This window comes from Roseateles saccharophilus (assembly GCF_004342485.1).
GTDB classification, from domain to species: domain Bacteria; phylum Pseudomonadota; class Gammaproteobacteria; order Burkholderiales; family Burkholderiaceae_C; genus Pelomonas; species Pelomonas saccharophila.
Genome location: NZ_SMBU01000033.1, coordinates 15,422 through 38,076 on the forward strand (window position 1 = coordinate 15,422; position 22,655 = coordinate 38,076).

At 68.7% G+C, this 22,655-nt stretch carries 19 protein-coding genes; 13 read left to right on the forward strand and 6 right to left on the reverse strand.

What is annotated here, in order from left to right; all coding sequences use genetic code 11:
- The first annotated feature begins 40 nt into the window (after positions 1-40).
- The 3 genes from EV671_RS20845 (at position 41) to EV671_RS20855 (ending at position 5,515) form a co-directional block, all read left to right on the forward strand.
- On the forward strand, positions 41-3,364 hold the full coding sequence (locus tag EV671_RS20845; protein ID WP_132575368.1) for a S41 family peptidase: 3,324 nt from the start codon (positions 41-43) through the stop codon (positions 3,362-3,364).
- 172 nt (positions 3,365-3,536) lie between these two features.
- Entirely contained in the window at positions 3,537-4,886 is a 1,350-nt protein-coding gene (locus EV671_RS20850) for a cache domain-containing protein (protein WP_132575444.1), read from the forward strand.
- A complete protein-coding gene (locus tag EV671_RS20855; RefSeq protein ID WP_132575371.1) occupies positions 4,883-5,515 on the forward strand; it encodes a response regulator transcription factor in 633 nt (210 codons plus the stop codon). The genes EV671_RS20850 and EV671_RS20855 overlap by 4 nt, the downstream gene beginning before the upstream one ends.
- Positions 5,516-5,542: 27 nt before the next feature.
- Here the strand turns inward: EV671_RS20855 and EV671_RS20860 are convergent, their stop codons facing one another.
- Positions 5,543-5,923, reverse strand: a complete 381-nt coding sequence (locus EV671_RS20860) for a hypothetical protein (RefSeq protein WP_132575373.1) — start codon at positions 5,921-5,923, stop codon at positions 5,543-5,545.
- Positions 5,924-6,169: 246 nt separating this feature from the next.
- Between EV671_RS20860 and EV671_RS20865 the strand changes: the two genes are divergently transcribed.
- Positions 6,170-8,236 carry a carbon starvation CstA family protein gene (locus tag EV671_RS20865; protein WP_132575375.1) on the forward strand — a complete coding sequence of 689 codons (2,067 nt, stop codon included), beginning with the start codon at positions 6,170-6,172 and terminating at the stop codon, positions 8,234-8,236.
- On the forward strand, positions 8,229-8,429 hold the full coding sequence (locus EV671_RS20870; protein WP_132575377.1) for a YbdD/YjiX family protein: 201 nt from the start codon (positions 8,229-8,231) through the stop codon (positions 8,427-8,429). The genes EV671_RS20865 and EV671_RS20870 overlap by 8 nt, the downstream gene beginning before the upstream one ends.
- Before the next feature lie 151 nt (positions 8,430-8,580).
- Here the strand turns inward: EV671_RS20870 and EV671_RS20875 are convergent, their stop codons facing one another.
- Both EV671_RS20875 and tsaE read right to left on the reverse strand, forming a co-directional pair.
- The gene (locus EV671_RS20875; protein WP_132575446.1) at positions 8,581-9,993 is read right to left on the reverse strand and encodes an N-acetylmuramoyl-L-alanine amidase; all 1,413 of its coding nucleotides are present in this window, start codon (positions 9,991-9,993) and stop codon (positions 8,581-8,583) included.
- A gap of 2 nt (positions 9,994-9,995) precedes the next feature.
- Positions 9,996-10,466, reverse strand: coding sequence for a tRNA (adenosine(37)-N6)-threonylcarbamoyltransferase complex ATPase subunit type 1 TsaE (tsaE, locus tag EV671_RS20880; protein WP_243655833.1), 471 nt, complete (start codon positions 10,464-10,466; stop codon positions 9,996-9,998).
- Here tsaE and queG point away from each other — a divergent pair, their 5' ends adjacent.
- The 6 genes from queG to EV671_RS20910 all read left to right on the forward strand — a co-directional run bounded on the left by queG (position 10,467) and on the right by EV671_RS20910 (position 17,616).
- Positions 10,467-11,546: a tRNA epoxyqueuosine(34) reductase QueG gene (gene queG, locus EV671_RS20885; RefSeq protein WP_132575380.1), complete on the forward strand. Its 1,080-nt coding sequence runs from the start codon at positions 10,467-10,469 to the stop codon at positions 11,544-11,546.
- 230 nt (positions 11,547-11,776) lie between these two features.
- Positions 11,777-12,388: a chalcone isomerase family protein gene (locus EV671_RS20890; RefSeq protein WP_165917663.1), complete on the forward strand. Its 612-nt coding sequence runs from the start codon at positions 11,777-11,779 to the stop codon at positions 12,386-12,388.
- Between the two features lie 33 nt (positions 12,389-12,421).
- Positions 12,422-13,387 carry a tripartite tricarboxylate transporter substrate binding protein BugE gene (locus EV671_RS20895; protein WP_132575384.1) on the forward strand — a complete coding sequence of 322 codons (966 nt, stop codon included), beginning with the start codon at positions 12,422-12,424 and terminating at the stop codon, positions 13,385-13,387.
- A 212-nt stretch (positions 13,388-13,599) separates the two neighbouring features.
- The gene (xerD, locus tag EV671_RS20900; protein WP_132575386.1) at positions 13,600-14,487 is read left to right on the forward strand and encodes a site-specific tyrosine recombinase XerD; all 888 of its coding nucleotides are present in this window, start codon (positions 13,600-13,602) and stop codon (positions 14,485-14,487) included.
- 119 nt (positions 14,488-14,606) lie between these two features.
- A complete protein-coding gene (locus EV671_RS20905) occupies positions 14,607-16,976 on the forward strand; it encodes a TonB-dependent receptor (RefSeq protein ID WP_132575388.1) in 2,370 nt (789 codons plus the stop codon).
- A gap of 37 nt (positions 16,977-17,013) precedes the next feature.
- Complete coding sequence (locus EV671_RS20910) at positions 17,014-17,616, forward strand: MarC family protein (RefSeq protein WP_132575390.1); 603 nt, start codon at positions 17,014-17,016, stop codon at positions 17,614-17,616.
- A 106-nt stretch (positions 17,617-17,722) separates the two neighbouring features.
- Here the strand turns inward: EV671_RS20910 and EV671_RS26855 are convergent, their stop codons facing one another.
- Both EV671_RS26855 and EV671_RS20915 read right to left on the reverse strand, forming a co-directional pair.
- Positions 17,723-17,869 carry a hypothetical protein gene (locus EV671_RS26855; RefSeq protein WP_165917664.1) on the reverse strand — a complete coding sequence of 49 codons (147 nt, stop codon included), beginning with the start codon at positions 17,867-17,869 and terminating at the stop codon, positions 17,723-17,725.
- A gap of 42 nt (positions 17,870-17,911) precedes the next feature.
- Positions 17,912-18,463 (reverse strand): GNAT family N-acetyltransferase, encoded by a 552-nt coding sequence (locus EV671_RS20915; RefSeq protein WP_132575393.1) that lies wholly within the window; start codon positions 18,461-18,463, stop codon positions 17,912-17,914.
- Positions 18,464-18,735: 272 nt separating this feature from the next.
- Here EV671_RS20915 and aceA point away from each other — a divergent pair, with 272 nt between their 5' ends.
- Entirely contained in the window at positions 18,736-20,034 is a 1,299-nt protein-coding gene (aceA, locus tag EV671_RS20920; RefSeq protein WP_132575395.1) for an isocitrate lyase, read from the forward strand.
- Between the two features lie 132 nt (positions 20,035-20,166).
- On the forward strand, positions 20,167-20,991 hold the full coding sequence (locus tag EV671_RS20925) for a hypothetical protein (protein WP_132575397.1): 825 nt from the start codon (positions 20,167-20,169) through the stop codon (positions 20,989-20,991).
- A gap of 11 nt (positions 20,992-21,002) precedes the next feature.
- Here EV671_RS20925 and EV671_RS20930 read toward each other — a convergent pair whose 3' ends face one another.
- Positions 21,003-22,550, reverse strand: coding sequence for a methyl-accepting chemotaxis protein (locus EV671_RS20930; protein WP_132575399.1), 1,548 nt, complete (start codon positions 22,548-22,550; stop codon positions 21,003-21,005).
- Between the last annotated feature and the right edge of the window lie 105 nt (positions 22,551-22,655).

Genomic DNA, 22,655 nt, shown 5'->3' on the forward strand with positions numbered 1-22,655 from the left:
ATCCGCGGCGCTGACCGTCATCCAATCCACGGAGACCTCGATGCTCAATTCCCGTTCCGTCATCGCCGCCGCGGCGCTGCTGGCCACGCTGGGCCTGGCCCAGGCCGCCGAGCCGACGCTGATGCTGCGCCAGCCCGCCGTGTCCAGGGACCACCTGGCCTTCGTCTACGCGGGCGACCTCTGGCTGGCCGACCGCAACGGCGGCAATGCGCGGCGCCTGACCAGCCACGCTGCCAGTGAGTTCGCGCCGCGCTTCTCGCCGGACGGCAAGCGCATCGCCTTCTCGGCCAGCTATGACGGCAACACCGATGTCTACGTCATCGGCCTGGACGGCGGCCAGCCCAAGCGCCTGACCTGGCACCCGAGCGCCGACGTCGTCAGCGGCTGGAGCCCGGATGGCAAGCGGGTGCTGTTCGCCTCGCCGCGCGAGGTGCTGAACAACCGCAGCAACCAGCTCTACGAGGTCGGTGTGGATGGTGGCTACGAGCGCCAGGTCATGAAGGCCGTGGCCTACGAAGGGGCCTGGTCGGCCGACGGCAAGCGCCTGGCCTACAGGCCCTACAACGCCGCCTATGCCGGCGCCAGCGGCTGGCGCCAGAGCCGCGGCGGCACGACGCCACCGGTCTGGATCATGGACATGGCCAGCCAGACCTGGGAGCAGATCCCCCACGTCAACGCCAGCGATTCGGCGCCGGTCTGGGCGGGCGGCGAGGTCGTCTTCATCTCCGACCGAGCCGACGGCGCGGCCAACCTCTTCGCCTTCAACCCGGCCACGAAGCAGCTGCGCCAGCTGACGCATGAGACGCAGTGGGACGTGCGCAGCGTGGACGCCGTGGGCACGACGCTGGTCTACGAGTCGGGTGGCCGCATCAAGCAGATCGAGCTCGCCGGTGGCGAGCCGAGGGCGCTGGACATCGAACTCGCCAGCATCGCGCCCCAGGCCCGCCCGCAGTGGAAGGACGCCGGCAAGACGCTGACCTCGGCGCGGCTCTCGGCCACCGGCAAGCGTGTGGTGGTGAGTGCCCGCGGCGAGGTGTTCACGGTGCCGGTGAAGGACGGCAGCGTGCGCAACCTGACCGAGACCTCGGGCGTGCGCGAGAAGGACGCGCGCTGGAGCCCCGATGGCCAGCGTGTTGCGTACATCTCCGACGCGCCCGGCATGCGCCACGAGCTGGTGCTGCAGGCCCAGACCGGCCTGGGCGCCAAGGAGCGCTTCCTGCTGCCCAAGGAGGGCTATTTCACGCTGGCCGACTGGTCGCCCGACGGCCACACGCTGGTGCTGCAGGACAACCACCTCAACCTCTACAAGCTCGGCCTGGCCGCAGGCCCGCAGCGCGGCCAGCTCGTGAAGATCGCGAGCGACCAGCGCCGCGGCGGGTTGGACGTGGCCTTCTCGCCGGACAGCCGCTGGCTGGCCTACACCGCCTCGGGCGAGAACTACTTCGGCCGCATCTGGCTGCACGACCTGACGACGGGCCGCAACCACACGGTGACGGACGGCCTCTCGCACGCCGGCAACCCAGTGTTCTCGGCCAAGGGCGACTACCTCTATTTCACCGCCTCCATCAACTCCGGCCCCAGCCAGGTCGGGCTGGACCTGTCCACCCAGGAGCGCCCGCTACGTGTGGGCCTCTATGCGCTGGTGCTGGCGGCGGACGGCAAGTCGCCGCTGGCGCCCAAGGCCGGCGACGAGGAGGAGAAGAAAGACGACAAGAAGGCCGAGGCCAAGGGCGACGCGAAGAAGGACGAGGGCAAGAAGGACGAAAAAAAGGACAAGAAGGAGGACGACAAGCCCAAGGCCGTGAAGATCGACTTCGACGGCCTGGCCGAGCGCCTCGTCGCGCTGCCGGTGGCCGAGCGCAACTACGACGGCCTGGCCGCGGCGGCGGACGGCGCGCTGTTCTACCTGCAGCATCCCCAGCCCGGCGCCAGCGCCGAGCCGCCCCAGGCCGAGCAGCAGGCCACGGCCGAGCTGTGGCGCTTTGACTTCGAGGAGCGCAAGCCCAAGATGCTCAAGGCCGGCGTCGCGAACTTCTCGCTCAGCGAGGACCACAAGAAGCTGCTGCTGACCGTGGCCGGTGGCGGCCTCGAGGTGGGCGACGCCAACGACAAGGCCGACGCCAAGGCTCTGGACCTGAGCGGCCTGCGCGCCCGTATCGACCCGCGCGCCGAGTGGAAGCAGATCTTCGACGAGGCCTGGTGGATGGAGAAGGACTACTTCTACGACCCCGCCCTGCACGGCCTGAACTGGCAGGCCGTCTACGACCGCTATCTGCCCCAGCTGGCCCATGTGCAGCGCCGCGAGGACCTGAACGACCTGCTCGTGCAGATGATTGCCGAGCTGCAGGTGGGCCACAACCGCAGCGGCGGCGGCGACGTGTTCCAGGAGGCTCGCGTGGCCGTCGGCCTGCTGGGCGCCGACTTCACCGTGGAGCAGGGCCGCTACCGCATCGCCAGGCTCTATGCCGGCGACCGCCTCAACCCCAATCTGCGCTCGCCGCTGGCCGTGCCGGGCCTGGGCGTGAAAGAGGGCGACTACATCCTCGCCATCGGCGGCCACGAGCTCGACGACAAGACCAACATTTACGCGCTGCTGGAAAACACGGTCGGCAAGCAGGTCGCGATCGCCGTCGCCCAGGACGCCGCCGGCAAGGGCCGGCGCGAGATCACCGTCGAGCCCGTCGCCAGCGAAGCCCCGCTGCGCCGCTGGGCCTGGATCGACGGCAACCGCCGCAAGGTGCAGCAGAAGAGCGGCGGCCGTATCGCCTACGTCTACATGCCCGACACGGCGGGCCAGGGCTTCGAGCACTTCAACCGCATGTTCTTCGCCCAGGTGGACAAGCAGGCCCTCATCGTCGACGACCGCCGCAACGGCGGCGGCCAGGCGGCCAACTATGTGACCGAGCTGCTCGGCCGCGCCTACCTCGGCAGCTGGAAGGACCGCGACGGCCTGACCTTCGAGACACCGGGCGGCGCCATATACGGCCCCAAGGCCATGCTGATCGACCAGGACGCCGGCTCGGGCGGCGACTTCATGCCCTATGCCTTCAGGCGCGTGGGCCTGGGGCCGCTGATCGGCAAGCGCACCTGGGGCGGGCTGATCGGCATCTCGGTCAACCCCAACCTGATCGACGGCGCCTTCCTGACAGTGCCCTATTTCCGCTTCTACACGCCGGACGGCGAGTGGCGCATCGAGAACGAAGGTGTGGCGCCAGACATCGACGTCGAACTCGACCCGGCCGCCGTCAACCGCGGCGAGGACACACAGCTCGACGCGGCGATTGCCGATGTGCTGAAGCGGCTGGAGGCCTGGAAGCCCATCCAGCGCAAGACGCCGCCGGCTGCGGCGACGCTGGGCAGGTAATGACGCCCCTCGTCCAAGGGGCACCTTGGCCGGTCCCCCGGGGGGGCGGCGATGCTTGGCGGCTCGACCGCCAAGCACATCGCCATGGCGGGCCGGCTTGGGAGCGGCCCGGCGCTCGGCCCGAAAACTCTGCCGGCAGCGAGGCGTGGCAGTCTTGAAAGCTTGGGCGTCCCTGTCCCTGCGGGGGCGCCTCTTCCTGCTGGCCCTGCTGCCCTTGCTGGCCTCGCTGGCCCTCATCGCCTTCGCCGTGCGCCAGCAGGAGCGCGAGCTGGCCGCGCGCGAGCAGGCCCTGGTGCGCGTCAGCTATATGGACGCGCGGCGGACCGAGCTGAAGCATTACGTCGATCTCGCCGTCAGCACCATCAAGCCGCTGCTTGGGGCACCCGGCGGGCCGCAGCAGGCGCTGAAGCTGCTGTCGTCGCTGGACTATGGCCCCGACGGCTATTTCTTCGTCTACGACCTGCAGGGCCGCGTGCTGATGCATTCGCGCCAGGCCGAGCTCGTCGGCCAGAACCTGTGGGAGCTGCGCGACCCGCAGGGCCGGCCCACCATCCAGCAGCTCATCCACCAGGCCCAGGCCGGCGGTGGCTATGTCGAATACCTGTGGCGCAAGCCGTCCAGCAGCCAGCTCGCGCCCAAGCTGGGCTATGTCGTCGCCGTGCCCGAGTGGAACTGGATGCTGGGCACCGGCCTCTACATGGACGGCATCGAGGCGACGATGGCCGAGCTGGAGCGCGGCGCACGCCAGAACATCACGACGACGCTGCTGTGGGTGGGTGCCGTGGCCGTCTTCGGCGTGGGCCTGATCAGCGCCGGCGCACTGGCGCTCAACCTCAGCGAGCACCGCAGCGCCGAGGCCAAGCTGCGTGCGCTGGCCCGCGAGGTCGTGCAGAGCCAGGAGGACGAGCGCGCACGGCTGGCGCGCGAGCTGCACGACGGCGTCAGCCAGGCGCTGGTGGCGACCAAGCTGCTGATCGAGTCGGCCCAGCAGGAGCCGGCGGGCGCCGCGCGGCTGCAGGAGCTGGCGCTGAAGCAGCTCAACGGCACGCTGGCCGAGGTCAGGCATATCTCGCACGCGCTGCGCCCGGCGCTGCTGGACACGCTGGGCCTGCCCGCGGCCCTGCAGCATCTGGCCGACGAGTTCGACGCGGCCGGCGGAACGCGCTTCGAGGCCGTCGTCGAGGGCGAGGAGGTCGAGCTGCCCGAGGCCGTGAAGACGGCGCTGTTCCGCATCGCCCAGGAGGCGCTGAACAACGCGGCGCGGCATGCCCGTGCGACGCGGGTGCAGCTGGCGCTGCGCTTCGCGCCCGGTGGTGGCCTGGCGCTGGAAGTGGCCGACGATGGCCGCGGCTTCGACGCCGACGCGGCCCAGGCCGTGGCCGACCAGGGCCTGGGCCTGCGCAGCATGCGCGAGCGGGCCGACGCGCTGGGTGCGCGGCTGAGCTTGGTGACCTCGCCCGGCGTGGGTTGCCGGCTTGCGGTCAAACTCTCGCCTGCCGACCTCGCCCGTGCCGCCACATGACCACGCCCATCCGCATCCTGCTCGTCGACGACCACCCGATGGTGCGCGAGGGCCTGGTCGCGCGCCTGCAGGCGGTGCCGCGCTTCGAGGTCGTCGGCGAGGCCGGCAACCGGGCCGAAGCGCTGGCGCAGCTCGCGCTGACGGCGCCCGACGTGGTGCTGATGGACGTGGGCCTGAAGGACGTCAACGGCATCGCGCTGGCCGCCGAGATGCTGGCCGCCCGGCCGGCGGTCAAGCTGCTGATGTTCAGCATGTATGACAACCCCGAATATGTGCAGCGCGCCCTGCAGGCCGGTGCGCGCGGCTATGTGCTGAAGGACGCGCCGGCCACCGAGATCGTGTCGGCCATCGACGCGGTGGCGGCGGGCGGGACCTTCCTGAGCGCGGCGGTGTCAGGCCGGCTCTTCCGCGGCCAGGCGCCCAAGCCCGTGCTGACGCCGCGCGAGAGCGAGATCCTCGGCAAGCTGGGGCAGGGCGCCTCCAGCAAGCAGATCGCGCGCGAGCTGGACCTGAGCGTGCGTACCGTCGAGGCGCACCGCCAGAGCATCAAGCGCAAGCTGGAACTGGACGGGCAGGCGGAGCTGATCCGCTATGCGGTGGAGCATGCGCAGCGGGGCGATCCGACCTGAGCCTTGCGCCGAGTCCGGCGTGCGGGCTCAACGCCCGCGGTAGGGGCCGTAGCCGTCGCGGTCCCAGTGCTCGCGGCGCTCGTGCTCACGCCGCTCATGTTCGCGGTGCTCGCGCCAGTCGTCGTCGCGGTCCTCCCAGCGGCGTTCGCGGTAGCCTGTCTCGTACACGATCCGCGGGGGCGGGGCGTAGTAGACATCGCGCTCCACATACCGCGGCGCCGGCGCATACACCACCGGCGGCGGTGCGTAGTAGACCGGGGCGGGTTCCACATAGCCCACGCCGTCCGACACGACGACGCCGCTGACCGGCAGGCTGATGCCGATGGACCAGTGCGTTCCGGCCTGCGCGGCGCTGGCGCCGAACAGTGCAGCGCTGGTGACCAGGGTGGCGAGGATGGGGCGAAGCATGTGAACCTCCTGCAAGGCCGAAAGCCGGCCTGCTGTGCTGGAACAACGGCGCGGCGGCGGCGCCGTTGACGGCGGGCGCCGTGGATTCGTAAGCGGGTGTGATGGCGCCCGTTTACGGGTTGACCCTTAGGTGATCCCGCGCGCCCGCCCCGCGTGGCTTGACCGATGCCGTCTGGTGCATGTTTCCCGAGACTTGCACCACGGTCGCGCCCCGTGTCGAGGTGTGCACCGCAACGGAGACAAAGCATGTCGAATCTGCGCCGCCGCCTCGCATGGGCGGGCGTTGCCATCCTGGGTGCCGCATCCCTCGCCACCGTGGCCCTGAGCCGCGGCGAGACGATCAGCGCGCTGTGGGTCGTGGCCGCCGCGCTGTGCACCTACCTGATCGCCTACCGCTACTACAGCCTGTTCATCGCGAACAAGGTGTTGGGCCTGGACGCCAAGCGCCAGACCCCGGCCTGGAAGTACAACGACGGCCTGGACTACGTGCCCACCAACAAGCACGTGCTCTACGGCCACCACTTCGCGGCGATCGCCGGTGCCGGCCCGCTGGTGGGGCCCGTGCTCGCGGCGCAGATGGGCTATCTGCCCGGCCTGCTGTGGATCCTGGCCGGCGTGGTGTTCGCCGGCGCGGTGCAGGACTTCATCGTGCTGTTCATCTCCACGCGCCGCGACGGCCGCTCGCTGGGCGACCTCGTCAAGCAGGAGATGGGCACGGTGCCGGGCCTGATCGCGCTGTTCGGCGCCTTCATGATCATGATCATCATCCTCGCGGTGCTGGCCCTGATCGTCGTGAAGGCCCTGGCCGATTCGCCCTGGGGCATGTTCACGGTGGCCGCGACGATCCCGGTCGCGTTGTTCATGGGCGTCTACCTGCGCTTCATCCGCCCGGGCCGCATCGGCGAGGTGTCGGTGATCGGCTTCGTGCTGCTGATGGGCGCCATCTTCGGCGGCCAGGCCGTCAGCGAGAGCGCCGTGCTGGCGCCGCTGTTCACGTTCACGCCGGTGCAGCTGGTGTGGGCGCTGATCGGCTATGGCTTCGTCGCCGCCTGCATCCCGGTGTGGCTGCTGCTGGCACCGCGCGACTACCTCAGCACCTTCCTGAAGATCGGCACCATCGTCGCGCTGGCCATCGGCATCGTCATCGTCGCGCCGCCGCTGAAGATGCCGGCGCTGACCCAGTTCGCCGCCGGCAACGGCCCCGTGTGGGCGGGCAGTCTCTTCCCCTTCCTGTTCATCACCATCGCCTGCGGCGCGGTGTCGGGCTTCCATGCACTGATCGCGTCGGGCACGTCCCCGAAGCTGCTGGAGAACGAGACCCACGCCCGCTACATCGGCTACGGCGGCATGCTCGCCGAGAGCTTCGTCGCGGTGATGGCGCTGGTGGCGGCCTCGTGCATCGAGCCGGGCGTCTACTTCGCGATGAACAGCCCTGCGGCGCTGGTCGGCAAGGATGCCGCGAGCGTCGCGCAGACGGTCTCGACCTGGGGCTTCGTCATCACGCCCGAGATGCTGACCCAGGCCGCGGCCGATGTCGGCGAGAAGACCATCCTGGCCCGTGCCGGTGGCGCGCCGACGCTGGCCGTGGGCATGGCCGAGATCCTGCACCAGGTGGTCGGCGGCAAGGCGCTGATGGCCTTCTGGTACCACTTCGCCATCCTGTTCGAGGCCCTCTTCATCCTGACCGCGGTGGACGCCGGCACCCGCGCCGGCCGCTTCATGCTGCAGGACCTGCTGGGCAGTTTCGTGCCCTCGCTGAAGCGCACCGAGAGCTGGGTGGCCAACCTCACCGCCACCGGCCTGTGCGTGGCGGCCTGGGGCTATTTCCTCTACCAGGGTGTCGTCGACCCGCTGGGCGGCATCAACACGCTGTGGCCGCTGTTCGGCATCGCCAACCAGATGCTGGCCGCCGTCGCGCTGCTGCTGGGCACCGTCGTCATCTTCAAGATGAAAAAGGACCGCTACGCCTGGGTGACGGCTGCACCCGCCGTGTGGCTGCTGGCCTGCACGATGACGGCCGGCTGGCTGAAGATCTTCTCGGCCGACCCCAAGCTCGGCTTCCTGGCCCATGCCGACAAATACGCCGCGGCCATCGCTGAAGGCAAGGTGCTGGCGCCGGCCAAGTCGCTGGCTGCGATGGAGCGCGTCGTCTTCAACGACAGGCTCGACGCGGCGCTGTGCGCCCTCTTCATGGGCGTGGTGCTGAGCGTGCTGGTCTATAGCGTCAAGGCCATCCTGGTCGCGCGCCGCAACGGGCGGCCGACGACACAGGAAACCGCCTTCGTGCCGCTGCCGGCGGGCCAGCATGCTTGAGCTGCGCGAGCTGGCCCAGGCCGGCCGCTATCTCACGCAGAGCCTTCGCCTGATGGTGGGCGTGCCGGACTATGGCAGCTACCTGGCCCACCACCAGGCCACCCACCCGGAGCGGCCGGCGATGAGCTATGAGGAGTTCTTCAGGGAGCGGCAGGCGGCGCGCTACTCGGCGCGGGTTGGCAAGTGCTGCTGACGGCTTGCCCTTGCCTGCGGCCTTCTGACCCGCTGCCGTGTTGCCGGGGCTGACCCCCGGCACCACACTCGCCACCAAGCTGAAGCACCGAGCCCGAAGCACAGGGCGCGAAGCACCGCCCCCCAGGCGCATCGCCAGAGCGCGCACCCGATCACAGCGTCGTGCTGCGCTTCCTCGCCATCGGCGGGCTCTTCGCAAAATACTTGGCGATGCCGGTGGCCAGCGCGTCCACCAGTTGGTCCTGGTAGTCCGGGTCGCGCAGCTTCTGCTCCTCGTCGGGGTTGGAGATGAAGGCGGTCTCGACCAGGATGCTGGGGATGTCGGGCGCCTTCAGCACCGCGAAGCCGGCCTGCTCGACGCGGGCCTTGTGCAGTTTGCCGACCTTGCCGATCTGGCCCAGCACTTCGCCGCCGAGCTTGAGGCTGTCCTTGATCTGGGCCGTCGTGCTCATGTCGAGCAGGGCGCGCAGCACATTGGCGTCCTTGGTGGCGGCGCCGACGTTGACACCGCCGACCATGTCGGCCGCGTTCTCGCGGTTGGCCATCCAGCGCGCGGCGGCGCTGGAAGCGGCGCCGTCGCTCAGCGCGAACACAGAGGCGCCGCGGGCCTGCGGCGTGATGAAGGCATCGGCATGGATGGACACGAACAAGTCGGCCTGCACGCGCCGCGCCTTGTGCACGCGCTCCTGCAGGGGCACGAAGAAGTCGGCGTCACGCGTCATCAGCACGCGGATGTTGGGGTTGGCCGTCAGGCGCTCGCGCAGCTTGTGCGCGACGGCCAGCACCACGTCCTTCTCGCGCAGGCCCGAGGGGCCGATGGCGCCGGGGTCCTCGCCGCCGTGGCCGGGGTCGAGGGCGATGATGATGAGGCTGTCGATGCGCGGCTCGGCCGCCGGTGCAGGCGCGGGAGCGGGCGCCGCCGGCCTGGACGCCGCGGCGACGGGCGGCTTCGCGGCGGGCAGGGGCGCCGATGCGGGCGCTGCGGGCGCAGCAGGCGGGCGTTCGATCTTCTGGATCAGCTCGCCGAGCGCGTCGTTGACGGCGCTGGCCGCCACCTCGGCGCGCTGGGCCGGGGAGGGCGGCGCGGCGGCTGCGGGCGCCTTCTCGCGCTCCTGCACCAGGGCCAGCAGCGGGTCGACCTCGACCTTGGGGTAGAGGTCGAAGACGAGGCGGTGCCTGTAGGCGGCCACCGGCGTGAGCGTGAAGATCTGCGGTGCCACGGGCTGGCGCAGGTCCAGCACGATGCGCACGACGGTGGGCGTGTTCTGGCCCACGCGCACGCCGGTGATGTAGGGATCGTCGGGCTTGACCTTGCCGATCAGCTCGCGCAGCCCCGGGTTCAGTTCCAGGCCGTCGATGTCGATGACGAGGCGGTGCGGCGACTCGACGAGGAAATGCCGGGCCACCAGCGGCCGGTCGGACTCCAACGTCACGCGCGTGTAGTCCTGCGCGGGCCAGACGCGCACGGCGACGATGCTGGCCTGGCCTGGTTGCGTCGGGGTGGCCAGCGTGTCGGGCGCCTTCAGCAGCAGCGCGAGCAGGCCGAGGGAGGTGCGGCGCTGCATTCTCATGCGAGCGCCTCGACCAGCCTGGGCGCGCCGACCGCGCGCACGCGGCGGCTGTCGTCGGGCATCAGCTCGATGAAGAGCTGCAGATCGGCCGGCGGCAACTGGCCGGCGGCCTTTTCGGGCCATTCGCAGAGCTTGAGGCCGGGCGCGGCGAAGATGTCGCGAAAGCCGGCGTCCTCCCACTCGCGCGGGTCGCCGAAGCGGTAGAAGTCGAAGTGGCTGGCCGTGCCCGCACCGCTAGGCAGTTCGTAGGTTTCCATCACCGCATAGCTGGGGCTCTTGATGCGGCCCTCGACGCCCAGCGCGCGCAGCAGCAGGCGCGTGAACGTGGTCTTGCCAGCACCGAGCGGGCCGTGCAGCTCGATGAGGGCGTCGGGGGCGGGGAGCAGGGCCGCCGCGAGGCGTTGCGCGGAGGCTTGGGCTGCAGCCTCGTCGGGCCACAGCAGATGGGTTTCTAAAATCGCAGACAAATGCAAGAGGTCCCGTCCACTGTCGATGTCGCCGCGCTGTTGACGCGTTTGCGCGGCTGGGCTCGTGAGCTGGGATTCTCACAGATCGCCGTGGCCGATGTGGATCTCAGCAGCGCCGAGCCGGGGCTGCAGGCTTGGCTGGACGCCGGCCACCACGGCCGCATGCACTACATGGCCTCGCATGGCCTCAAGCGGGCGCGCCCGGCCGAGCTGGTCCCGGGCACGCTGAGGGTCATCACGGCGCGCATGGACTATCTGCCGCAGGGCACCGGGCCGGGCTGGCAGGCCGTCGAATGGGCCGGCCTCGCGAGCCCGCAGCAGGCACAGATCTCCATCTATGCCCGTGGCCGGGACTATCACAAGGTGCTGCGCCAGCGCCTGCAGAAGCTCGCCGAGCAACTGCAGGCCGAGGTAGGGCCGCGCGGCTACCGCGTGTTCACCGACTCGGCGCCGGTGCTGGAGGTGGAGCTGGCCGCGCGCTCGGGCCTGGGCTGGCGCGGCAAGCACACGCTGACCCTGCGCCGCGACGCGGGCTCGATGTTCTTCCTCGGTGAGATCTTCATCGACCTGGCCCTGCCGCTGACCGATGCGGTCAGCGCGCATTGCGGCGAATGCCGGGCCTGCATGGACGTCTGCCCGACCGCGGCCATCACGGCGCCCTACCGCGTCGATGCGCGGCGCTGCATCTCCTACCTGACCATCGAGCACGACGGCCCCATCCCGGTGGAGCTGCGTCCGCTGATCGGCAACCGCGTCTACGGCTGCGACGACTGCCAGCTGGCCTGCCCATGGAACAAGTTCGCGCAGCCGGCAGTGCTGGCGGACTTCGATGTGCGGCCGGGCATGGCCGGCGCGCCGATCGCCGAACTGCTGGGCTGGGACGAGGCCGAGTTCCTGCGCCGCACCGAGGGTTCGGCCATCCGCCGCATCGGCTTCGAGCGCTGGCAGCGCAACCTGGCCGTCGCGGCGGGCAATGCGCTGCGCGGCGGGGCCGAAGCGCTGCGCCAGCCCTTGCAGCGCCTGCGTGACACGGCCACGCCGCTGGTGCGCGAGCACATCGATTGGGCGCTGGCGCATTGAGCGTGGGTCAGCCGCGGTATCGTGCGCCGCGTTATGGCAACGCTGAATAGGTCCCCGCGATGCAACGCGCCCTGGTTTGAGATGGGCTGCAAGGCGCAAACCGCAGCCGTAGCTCAGGCTACGGCGAGGATTTGCAACGCCGCAGACCGCTCAAAGCAGGGATGCGCTACGCGCGAGGGACTTGTTCAGCGTTGCCTTATGGTCAACACGCCGTCAGACCGGAGTCCTCGATGAATCCCCAACGCCGCCGCCTTCTCACCACTGCCGCTGCGGCCGGGCTGGCGGGCCTCGCGCCCGCGGCCCTGGCGCGCAGCTACGAGGGGCAGGACTTCGCCGACACGCTGCAGCTCGGCGGCACCACGCTGCAGCTCAACGGTGTCGGCGCCAAGGTGTTCGTGATGCGTTTTTCGGCCTATCTGGGCGCGCTCTATCTGCCCCACAAGGCCGGCACGCCGGACGCGATCTACGCCCAGACCGGCCCCAAGCGCATGGAGCTGCGCATCACCATTCCCCTCGTCAAGGACGTCTCGACGCAGGAGTTCGTCAAGGCCATCAGCAAGGGCGTGGAGCGCAATTGCACCGAGGCCGAGCAGGCCGCACTGGCCGAGCGCCTGCGCCGGTTCAACGCCACCATCGGCGAGGTCGGCCGCGTGAAGAAGGGCGACCGCCTGCTCATCGACTATCTGCCCGCCCAGGGCGGCACGGTGCTGACCGTCAACGGCAAGGTCTGGGGCACGCCCGTCGAGGGCCAGGACTTCTATACGGCTTTCCTGAAGGTCTTCATCGGCGACCACAACAGCGACGGCAGGCTGCGCCTGGGGCTGCTGGGCCAGCCGGGCTAGCATCGGCTCACGAAAATCCAGGAGACCGACCTCATGCAACGCCGCGCCGTCCTTCATGCTGCCGCCCTCGCGGGCCTGAGCCCGCTCGCCCGGGCCGACGCCTATCCGTCCAAGCCGGTGCGCCTTATTGTGCCCTTCGCGCCGGGCGGCACGACGGACATCATTGCCCGCATCGTGTCGGAGCGCATGCAGGGCTTGCTCGGCCAGACCATGGTGGTGGACAACCGGGCCGGTGGCGGTGGCGTCGTGGGCGCCACCGAGATCTCGCGCGCCGCACCCGACGGCTACACGCTGGGCGTGGCGACGGTCTCGACGACGGCGGCCAACCCCGCCATCAACCCGCGCATCAGCTACAACCCGCTGACCGACTTCACGCCCATCATCAACATCGCGGCCACGCCCAATGTCATCGCTGTGCACCCGAGCTTCCCGGCGCGCGACTACAAGGGCTTCGTCGCCGAGCTCAGGAAGAACCCGGCCAAGCACAGCTATGCCACCTCCGGCACCGGCGGTATCGGCCATCTGCAGATGGAGCTCTACAAGACGCTGACCGGCGTCTTCGTGCTGCACATTCCCTACCGCGGCGCCGGCCCGGCGCTCAACGACACCGTGGCCGGCCAGGTGCCGATGATCTTCGACAACCTGCCGTCGGCGCTGCCCTTCATTCGCGACGGCCGCCTGATCCCCATCGTCGTCGCGGCGCCCCAGCGCGTGGCGGCCCTGCCCCATGTGCCGACCTTCAAGGAGGTGGGCCTGGAGCCGGTCAACCGCATGGCCTACTACGGCATCCACGGGCCCAAGGGCCTGCCGCGCGAGGTCGTCGACAAGGTCAATGCCGCGGTCCGGAAGGCCGTGGAAATGCCCGACGTGAAGAAGCGCATCGAGGACACCGGCTCGATCATCATCGCCAACACGCCCGAGCAGTTCGCCGCGCAGATTGCGGCCGAGCTGGACGTGTACAAGAAGGTCGTTGCGGCCCAGAAGCTCAAGCTTGATTGAAACAAAGCCCCTCGTCCAAGGCTTGCCTTGGCCGGTCCCCCGCGGGGACGGCGATGCTTGCCGGATTGGCCCGCAAGCACATCGCCAGAGCGGGCCGGCTTGGGAACTGAAGTCGGACACAGGCAGTCCCTGCGGACTGCTCGTGCCTACGCAAGGCCGATGGCCTCTGGCCATTGGCAGGCCCGGCGCTCGGCCCGAACACTCCGTCATCCATGAGCGCTAAGGCCGCCGATCCGGCCATCGAATCGTTCATCGAGGCGCTTTGGCTGGAAGACGGCCTGAGCGCCAACACGCAGGCGGCCTACCGGCGCGACCTGGCCGCGCTGGCCGCCTGGCTGGCGCCCATGGTGCTCGACGACTGCACCGAGGCCCGGCTGTTCGAATACGCCGTCGCCCGCCCTGCGGGCAAGGCAACCAGCGCGAACCGGCGGCTGTCGGTCTTCAAGCGCTACTTCCGCTGGGCGCTGCGCGAGGGCCGCATCCAGGCCGACCCGACGCTGAAGATGACGGCAGCCAAGCAGCCGCTGCGCGTGCCCAAGCTGCTCAGCGAGGCCCAGGTCTCGGCGCTGCTGGCCGCGCCCGACGTGGACACGCCGCTGGGCCTGCGCGACCGCGCGATGCTGGAGCTGATGTATGCCAGCGGCCTGCGCGTGAGCGAGCTCGTCACGCTGAAGAGCGCCCGCGTCGCCTTCAAGGACGCGGTGCTGCACATCACCGGCAAGGGCAGCAAGAGCCGCATCGTGCCCTTCGGCGAGCATGCGCGCGACTGGCTGACGCGCTACCTGCGCGAGGCCCGCGCCGAGATACTCGCCGGGCAGACCAGCGACGACTTGTTCGTGACGGGCCGCGGCGCTGGCATGACGCGACAGATGTTCTGGACGCTGATCAAGCGCCACGCGCTGGCCGCCAGCATCACGGTGCCGCTGTCGCCGCACACGCTGCGCCACGCCTTCGCCACGCATCTGCTCAACCACGGTGCGGATCTGCGCGCCGTGCAGCTGCTGCTGGGGCATGCCGACCTGTCGACGACGCAGATCTACACCCATGTGGCGCGCGAGCGGCTGAAGGCGTTGCACGCCGAGCACCATCCGCGGGGCTGAATTCTGCCGGATCGGGTCATCCCTTGTGATTCGCGCACAACAGCTGCGCCGTGTGGGACAGGTGGCCCACAGGTGGGGCATGCACACTCTGTCGCATTGCAATATTTGATGGAGTTGTCATGTCCGCTCCCCGCCTGCTGCCGGTCGCCCTGGCCGCGCTGAGCTTGTTCCAGATCGAAGCGGCGCTGGCACAGGAGGCCCCGCCGGCGACCGATCGCTCGGTCCTTGAAACGGTCGTCGTGACCTCGCAGAAGCGCCTGGAAGACGTGCGCAAGGTGCCGCTCAGCGTCACGGCCATCGGTGGCGATGCGCTCAAGGAAACCCAGATCACCGACATCACCGACCTGACGCGCAACGTGCCGAATGTCTCGTTCAACAGCCAGGGCGGTGCCGGCCTGTCGACGATCGAAATCCGTGGTGTCAGTTCGCAGGCCGGCTCGGCCACCGTGGGCGTCTATCTCGACGACGTCTCGCTGACCACGCGCAATCTCTACAGCCAGGGCACGGCCGAGCCGCGCTTCTTCGACATCGAGCGCGTCGAGGTGCTGCGCGGTCCGCAGGGCACGCTCTACGGCGCCGGTTCGTTGGGTGGCACGCTGCGCTTCATCAGCAAGGCGCCCAGCCTGCGTGGCACCACGGTCGACGTGCATGCGGAAGTGTCGAGCACCAGCCATGGCGGCACCAACTACATGGGCCAGGCGGTGCTCAATCTGCCGCTCAAGACCGACCAGGCGGCGCTGCGCATCGGCGTCCAGTCCGGGCACGACAGCGGCTATATCGATCAAGTCGACCCCAAGACGCTGGCCGTCATCGACAGGGGCATCAACAAGGTCGACTGGAGCGTGCTCAAGGCTGCACTCAAGGTCAAGATCAACAACGACTGGAGCATCACGCCGGCGCTGTTCTACCAGGTCAACAAGACCGCCGACATCGATGCCGCCTATCTGAGCGTGGGTGGCTACCAGCAGTACAACGCCGGCGTCCCGCTGGCCCCTTTCCAGACCTCCAAGATCGTCAAGGAGCCGGGCAAGGACACGCTCAGCCTGCCCTCGCTGCTGGTCAATGGCGATCTGGGCTTTGCCGACTTCACCGGGCTCATCAACCGCTACGACCGCAAGTTCAACCGCACCCAGGACGGCACCAACGTCAACTCCAGCTATATCGGCAGCCTGATCACCAACCCCACGGTCGCCAATATCGTCACCTACCTGCCCTCGGCGGTCTATCTCGACAACAAGATCGGGCAGAACTCGCTGGAGCTGCGCCTCGCCTCCAAGGACGTGACACCCGGCGGCCTGCCGATCACCTGGGTGGCGGGCTTCTTCAGCGCCCAGACCAAGACCGACGTGACGGACAACGAACCGGTCTTCGGCATCAACAAGGCCTTCTCGAGCAATGGCGCGAACATCTACGACCCGAATCAGTGGTCGTCGGGCGCGGGCATCTTTGACAACGCCTTCCCGAACGACAACTCCTATTTCAGCGCCCGCCACTACAACACCAAGCAGAACTCGGTGTTCGGCGAGCTCACCTATCACGCCGCGGCGGACGTGCGCCTGATTGCTGGCCTGCGCTATCTGCAGGCCACCGAAGACTTCCACCGCGAAGGCGACTTCTTCTTCGCCGGCGGCCCCTCCACGACTGCGGTTTCGAGCAAGGCCAACAAGCTGACGCCACGTTTCGCCATGGACTGGGACGTGGACAAGAACAACACGCTCTACGTGAATGTGGCCGAAGGTTTCCGTCTGGGCGGCGCCAACCGCCCCATCCCGCTCAGCATCCAGGGCAATGTCGACGATCTCGCCAAGCTGGGCCTGAAGGCTGCTCCGGCCTCATTCGCGCCCGATTCGCTGTGGAGCTACGAGCTCGGCACCAAGTCGCGCCTGCTCGACAACCGGGTGACCCTGAACGCTGCGATCTATCACATCAACTGGAAGAACATCCAGCAGGACGTCTATCTGCCGACGGCCGGCTTCGACTTCGAGACCAACGTCGGCCGTGCGACCAGTGACGGCGTCGAGCTGGAGCTGCGGGCGCGCGTGACACCCGACTTCACGTTCAGCGCCGGCGGGGGCTACAACCACGCCGTGTTCGCCGAGGACGTGCCCTTCCTGGGTGTGGACGCCCAGGGCCTGCCCAATGTGCGCAAGGGCGACCATGTGGTCGGCGTGCCGGAGTACAGCATCAAGATCGGCGGCGAATACCAGTTCCGCCTCGCCGACATGGACTCGGTGATCCGCCTCAACGTCCAGCGTACCGGCAAGAGCAATGGCTCCCTGGTGCGGACCGACCCCGACTACAACCGCCCCGGCTACACCACCGTGGACGCGAGCTGGGGCCTGACGGCGGGCAGGTGGGACATCAACCTCTCGGTCAAGAACCTGACCAACAACCGCACCATCCTGCAAAAGCCGAATATCCAGTCGGTCAGCGAAGCCTTCTATCTGCGGCCGCGCACCATCGGCCTCGGGGTGAGTTCCTCGTTCTGAGCGGCCGGGCGGCCTGCCGCCTGGGACAATCGGGCGGATGGACCACAGTTTTCTCTCCGCCCTGATCCTGCTGCTGCTGGTGCTGGACCCGCTCGGCAGCCTGCCCATCTTCATTCCCATCATGCGTGCGGTGCCCAAGGAGCGCCGCACGCGCGTGGCCGTGCGCGAGGTGGGCATCGCCTTCTGCGTGCTGTTCGCCTTCATGTTCGTCGGCGACAGCTTCCTGCAGGTCATGCACCTGTCGGAGCGCTCGCTGGAGGTGGCCGGCGGCGTGATCCTGATGATCATCGCCATCCGCATGATCTTCGGCAGCTCGGGCGAGTCGGCCTACGGCCTGGAGTCGGGCAAGGAGCCGCTGATCTTCCCGCTGGCCGTGCCGCTGCTGGCCGGGCCTTCGGCGATGGCCACGGTGCTGCTGCTGGCGTCGCGCCAGCCGGATCGCATCTACGAGTGGATAGGCGCGCTCAGCACCGCGATGCTGATCTCGGGCCTGACGCTGGTGATGGCCGATCGCATCCGCAAGCTGCTGGGCGATTCGGTCGTCTCGGCCATCGAGAAGCTGATGGGCCTGGTGCTGACGGCGATCGCCGTCGAGATGGTGCTGGCCGGCCTGAAGCGCTACTTCATCGGCGGCTTGTGAGAGCCCCCAGGGCCGGGCGGCGCCCGGCCCGCCCCCCGAGGGGGTCAAGAAACCTTGGGGCGGCCCGGCGGTTTCTTGTGACCCCGGGGCCGGCCAGCGCGCCGGCTCACTTGTTCTTCTTGGCTTCCTTGCCCTTGGGCAGGACGGCCGTCATCGGCGCGACCGGACGGTCGGAGCCGGCCGCCTTGCCCGGCCCGGTATCCTTTTTGGGCTTCTTGGTCATTTTGTTGCTGCGTTGTTCGGTGTTCGCCATGAGTCCTCCGTGCAAGGGGGTTGAAGAAGAGAGAAGGCTGCACTATGCCTCAGCGTCGTACTTTGCCTTGGCCGGGCTCGCGGCCCATTGCTCTGCGCTGACGTCGTAGCGCTTGCAGTCCATGTCATACCAGCAGCCCAGGCCGGTGCAGCGCATGCCCAGGCGCTCCATGACGGTGGAGGAGGGCGTGTTCGCGGGCTGGCAGACGGCGCAGACGAGGTCGGGCTTCAGCGTCGCAAAGGCCCAGCCAACCATGTGGCGGGCCGCCTCGCTGGCATAGCCCTGGCCCCAGGCGTCCTGGCGCAGCCGCCAGCCGGTTTCCAGCGGGCCGCTCGGGTCCCGGTTCAGGTGCTGGATGCAGCCGCTGCCGATCAGCTCGCCATCGTCCGTGCGGATGAAGGCCCACCAGGAATAGCCGAACTCGACCCAGCGGGCCTTCACGCGCTCGATCATGGACCGGGTGTCCTCGGGCGTGTCGGGGCGGCCGGTGATGTAGCGCATGACGACCGGGTCGCGGTTCAGCCGGTGCAGGCCGTCGAAATGGCGGTCTTCCAGGGGTTCGAGGCGCAGGCGGGGCGTGGTCAGCTGGGTCATGTAGGTTCCAGTGGAGCGGCTTCGGCGATTCTGAAACGGTGGACTCTCACGATTCGAAAGTCACCTTCCATATCGTGAAAGCACGACCATGCTGCGCTGCCGCAAGATTTCTCATTATGGTGAATTGCGTTTTACGATTTGAAAATATCTATTTAAGTCATTGTTTTTAAACATGAAAGTTTTTTGTCTTATATAAGACTTGGGCCTTCCATGGGTGGGTCGACAGGCTTAGGCTTGAGCCATCGGTTTTCGATGTTTTGCAAGGAGCTTCCATGACCCGCCTCACCCGTGAACAACAGATCGCCGCCCTCGAGAAGGACTGGGCCGAGAACCCCCGCTGGAAGGGCATCACCCGTGGCTACACCGCCGCCGACGTGATCCGCCTGCGCGGCTCCGTCGAGATCGAGCACACGCTGGCCAAGCGCGGTGCCGAGAAGCTCTGGGGCCTGGTCAACACCGAGCCCTTCGTCAACGCGCTGGGCGCGCTGACCGGCAACCAGGCCATGCAGCAGGTCAAGGCTGGCCTGAAGGCCATCTACCTGTCGGGCTGGCAGGTGGCGGGTGACGCCAACAGCAATGGCGAGATGTACCCCGACCAGTCGCTGTACTCGGTGGACTCGGTGCCCAAGGTCGTGCGCAAGATCAACGCCACCTTCAAGCGCGCCGACGAGATCCAGTGGAGCGAAGGCAAGGACGACATCGACTTCTTCGCCCCCATCGTGGCCGACGCGGAAGCCGGCTTCGGCGGCGTGCTGAACGCCTTCGAGCTGATGAAGGCCATGATCGAGGCCGGTGCCGCCGGCGTGCACTTCGAAGACCAACTGGCCAGCGCCAAGAAGTGCGGCCACATGGGCGGCAAGGTGCTCGTCCCCACCCGTGAAGCCGTCGCCAAGCTCGTCGCCGCCCGCCTGGCCGCCGACACCATGGGCGTGCCCACGCTGCTCGTGGCGCGCACCGACGCCGAGGCCGGCGACCTCGTCACCGCCGACATCGACGACAACGACAAGCCCTTCTGCACCGGCGAGCGCACCGTCGAAGGCTTCTACCGCACCAAGAACGGCCTGGACCAGGCCATCAGCCGCGGCCTGGCCTATGCGCCCTATGCCGACCTGATCTGGTGCGAGACCGGCAAGCCCGACCTGGCCTTCGCCAAGGCCTTCGCCGACGCCATCCACGCCAAGTTCCCGGGCAAGCTGCTGGCCTACAACTGCTCGCCGTCCTTCAACTGGAAGAAGAACCTGGATGACGCCACCATCGCCAAGTTCCAGCGCGAGCTGGGCGCGATGGGCTACAAGTTCCAGTTCATCACGCTGGCCGGCTTCCACGCGCTGAACTACTCGATGTTCAACCTGGCCCACGGCTATGCCCGCAACCAGATGAGCGCCTTCGTCGAGCTGCAGGAGGCCGAGTTCGCCGCCGCCGAGAAGGGCTTCACCGCCGTCAAGCACCAGCGCGAGGTCGGCACGGGCTACTTCGACGCCGTGACCACGACCATCGAAGCCCAGGCTTCCACGGCCGCGCTGAAGGGCTCGACCGAAGACGAGCAGTTCTTCGACGCCAAGCATGCTTGAAGCCAGCCCGCAAGGCTGAGCTCGACCGAGCAAGGATCAATCAGGCAACGTCAACTCCTGATCTTTACGGCCCGCCTCTGGCGGGCCTTTTTCGTCATGCCGCCGTCACACGCAGTTCACACACTGCGGGGCATGAACAACACAACAACAAAAACAAAGTTCAGTCTGCTGCAGCGTGCGAAGGCCTGGTGGGCCTTGCAGCGGGACCTCAACCAGCAGATCGCCGCCCGCAAGGCCTGCCCACGGGCCACCCGGGCCGCCGACGCGATCCTGCCCGCGGTCCGCACCGCCTGGGTCGCTCAGGCGCCCGAGGAATTCCCGGGCTTGCCCGTCGACGACGGCGCCTGGCTGCGCTGTGCCATCGGCCTCGCGCAGTTCTTCGAGGTCTGCCGGCTACAGCAGGCCCAGGGACCCTGTGCGCTGCCGAGCAAGGGGGCGGATTCGGTCTGGCATGTGTGGCTCAGGCTCGACCCTGCAGGCCTCGCGGCCTGGCAGCAGGCCCACTTCGGCCGCAGCTTCGATCATCGTGAGGCCGAAGTCCTGGGCGCGCCGCTCGACGAGGGCATCGCGCGCTGCTGGGCCGGCGCCTGCCGCAGCCAGGGGCTGAGCGTGTTCGGCCCACGGCTGCCGTTGCTGTTCGCGCTCGACGGCCAGCTGGGCCTGCCCACCGGCTGGGCCTACCGCCATGAACGCGGCGTGCTCGTGCATCGGCAGATCGACGGCTTCGGCCTGGCCAGTGGCGAGGCCGTCCCGCACGCGGTCGTGGCCGCCGCCGGGTTGCTGACCCTGGGCCTGGCCACCCAGGCCGAATTGCGCGCACATCGCCGCCGCGATGACGGCGGCTCGGGCTGCGGCGGCAGCTGCGGCTCAGGCTCGGACGGCGGTGGCTGCGACGGTGGCGGCAGCAGCTGTGGGTCTAGCTGCGGCTCGGGTTGCGGCGGCGGCTGCGGGAGCTGACCCGTCCGCGCTCAGGAGCGCGCCACCTTGAAGGTGTCGACCGCGCCTGCCAGCGCCTGGGCCTGGTCGCGCAGGCTCTCGGCCGCCGCGGTGGACTGCTCCACCAGCGCCGCGTTCTGCTGCGTGACCTGGTCGAGCTGGGCGATGGCGATGTTGACCTGGGCGATGCCGTCGGACTGCTCCGTGGTGGCCGTCGTGATCTCGCCCATGATGTCCTTCACGCGCTGCACGGCGCCCACCAACTCGTCCATGGTGCTGCCCGCCTCGGCCACCAGGCGCGAGCCGGCCTCCACGCGTTCCACGCTGCTGCCGATCAGGGTCTTGATCTCCTTGGCGGCGTCGGCGCTGCGGCCTGCCAGCGAGCGCACCTCGCCGGCCACGACCGCAAAGCCGCGGCCCTGCTCGCCGGCCCGCGCCGCCTCGACGGCGGCGTTCAGCGCCAGGATATTGGTCTGGAAGGCGATGCCGTCGATGGTGCCGATGATGTCGGCGATCTTGCGCGAGCTGGTGTTGATCTCGTCCATCGTGCTGACGACCTGGGCCACCACCTCGCCGCCGCGCTGGGCGATGCTGGCGGCCGACACGGCCAGCGTGTTGGCCTGGCTGGCCGATGCGGCCGAGTGCTGCACGGTGCCGGTCAGCTCCTCCATCGCGCTGGCGGTTTCCTCCAGGCTGGAGGCGGCCTTTTCGGTGCGCGCGCTCAGGTCATGGTTGCCGCTGGCGATCTCGGCTGCGGCCGTGTTGATCGACTCCGCCACGTCGCGGATGCCGCCGATCGTGCTGGACAGCGATTCGCGCATGCGGCGCAGCGTCGTCTGCAACTGGCCGATCTCGTCGGCGCGAGCGGCCATGCCCTGGCCCGAACGCATCAGGTTGCCGTCGGCCACGCGCTCGGCCAGCTCGTTGGCGGCCGCCAGCGGGGCGGTGATGTTCCTGGTGATGCTCCAGGCCGCCGCGGCGCCAAGCGCCAGCATGACGGCGCCCAGCGCCAGCAACAGCATGCGGCTGTTGCCGGCGGCGGCATCGATGTCGTTGGCCGTCTTGTCGATCTCGGCGCGCTGGTGGTCGAGGAAGTCCTGCATCCGCGCGAGGTAGACCTTGGAGGCCGGAATGAAGCTGTCCACCAGCAGCTTGTCGGCCTGTTCGGCCTGGCCGTCCTGCTTCAGCTTGACGATCTCCTCCCGCGCGCCGATGTAGGTCTGCCGGGCCTTGCCGACCTGGTCGAACAGCGCCTGCTCCTCGGGTGAGCGGATCAGCCCCTTGATGCGCTCCATCAGCTCGCCGGCCTGTTTGCTCGACTGCGCCTGGTCGTCGGCGAAAAGCTGCACCAGCGACGTGTCGGAACTCTTGGCGATCGCGATCGTGCGGCGCACGCCGGCATTGATGTTGCGGTTCCAGTCGGAGATCAGCCTCTCCTTGGCGAGCGGCTCGTCCATCATCTGCCGCGTCGCGGCGGCCGTGGACGCCAGCCGCCAGCTGGACAGGCCGATCACGCAGGCCGCCAGCGCCAGCACCAGCGCAAACCCCGCGGCCAGTCTCTGTCCAATGGAAAGTCTCATTTTTCTTGTCCTCGCAATGATGTCGGGCCCTCTGCAGGGCCCGCAACATGCTAGTGGCGCGAGCGGGCCGTGTCGCGCGAATACTCGCGCAAACCGGCCAGACTG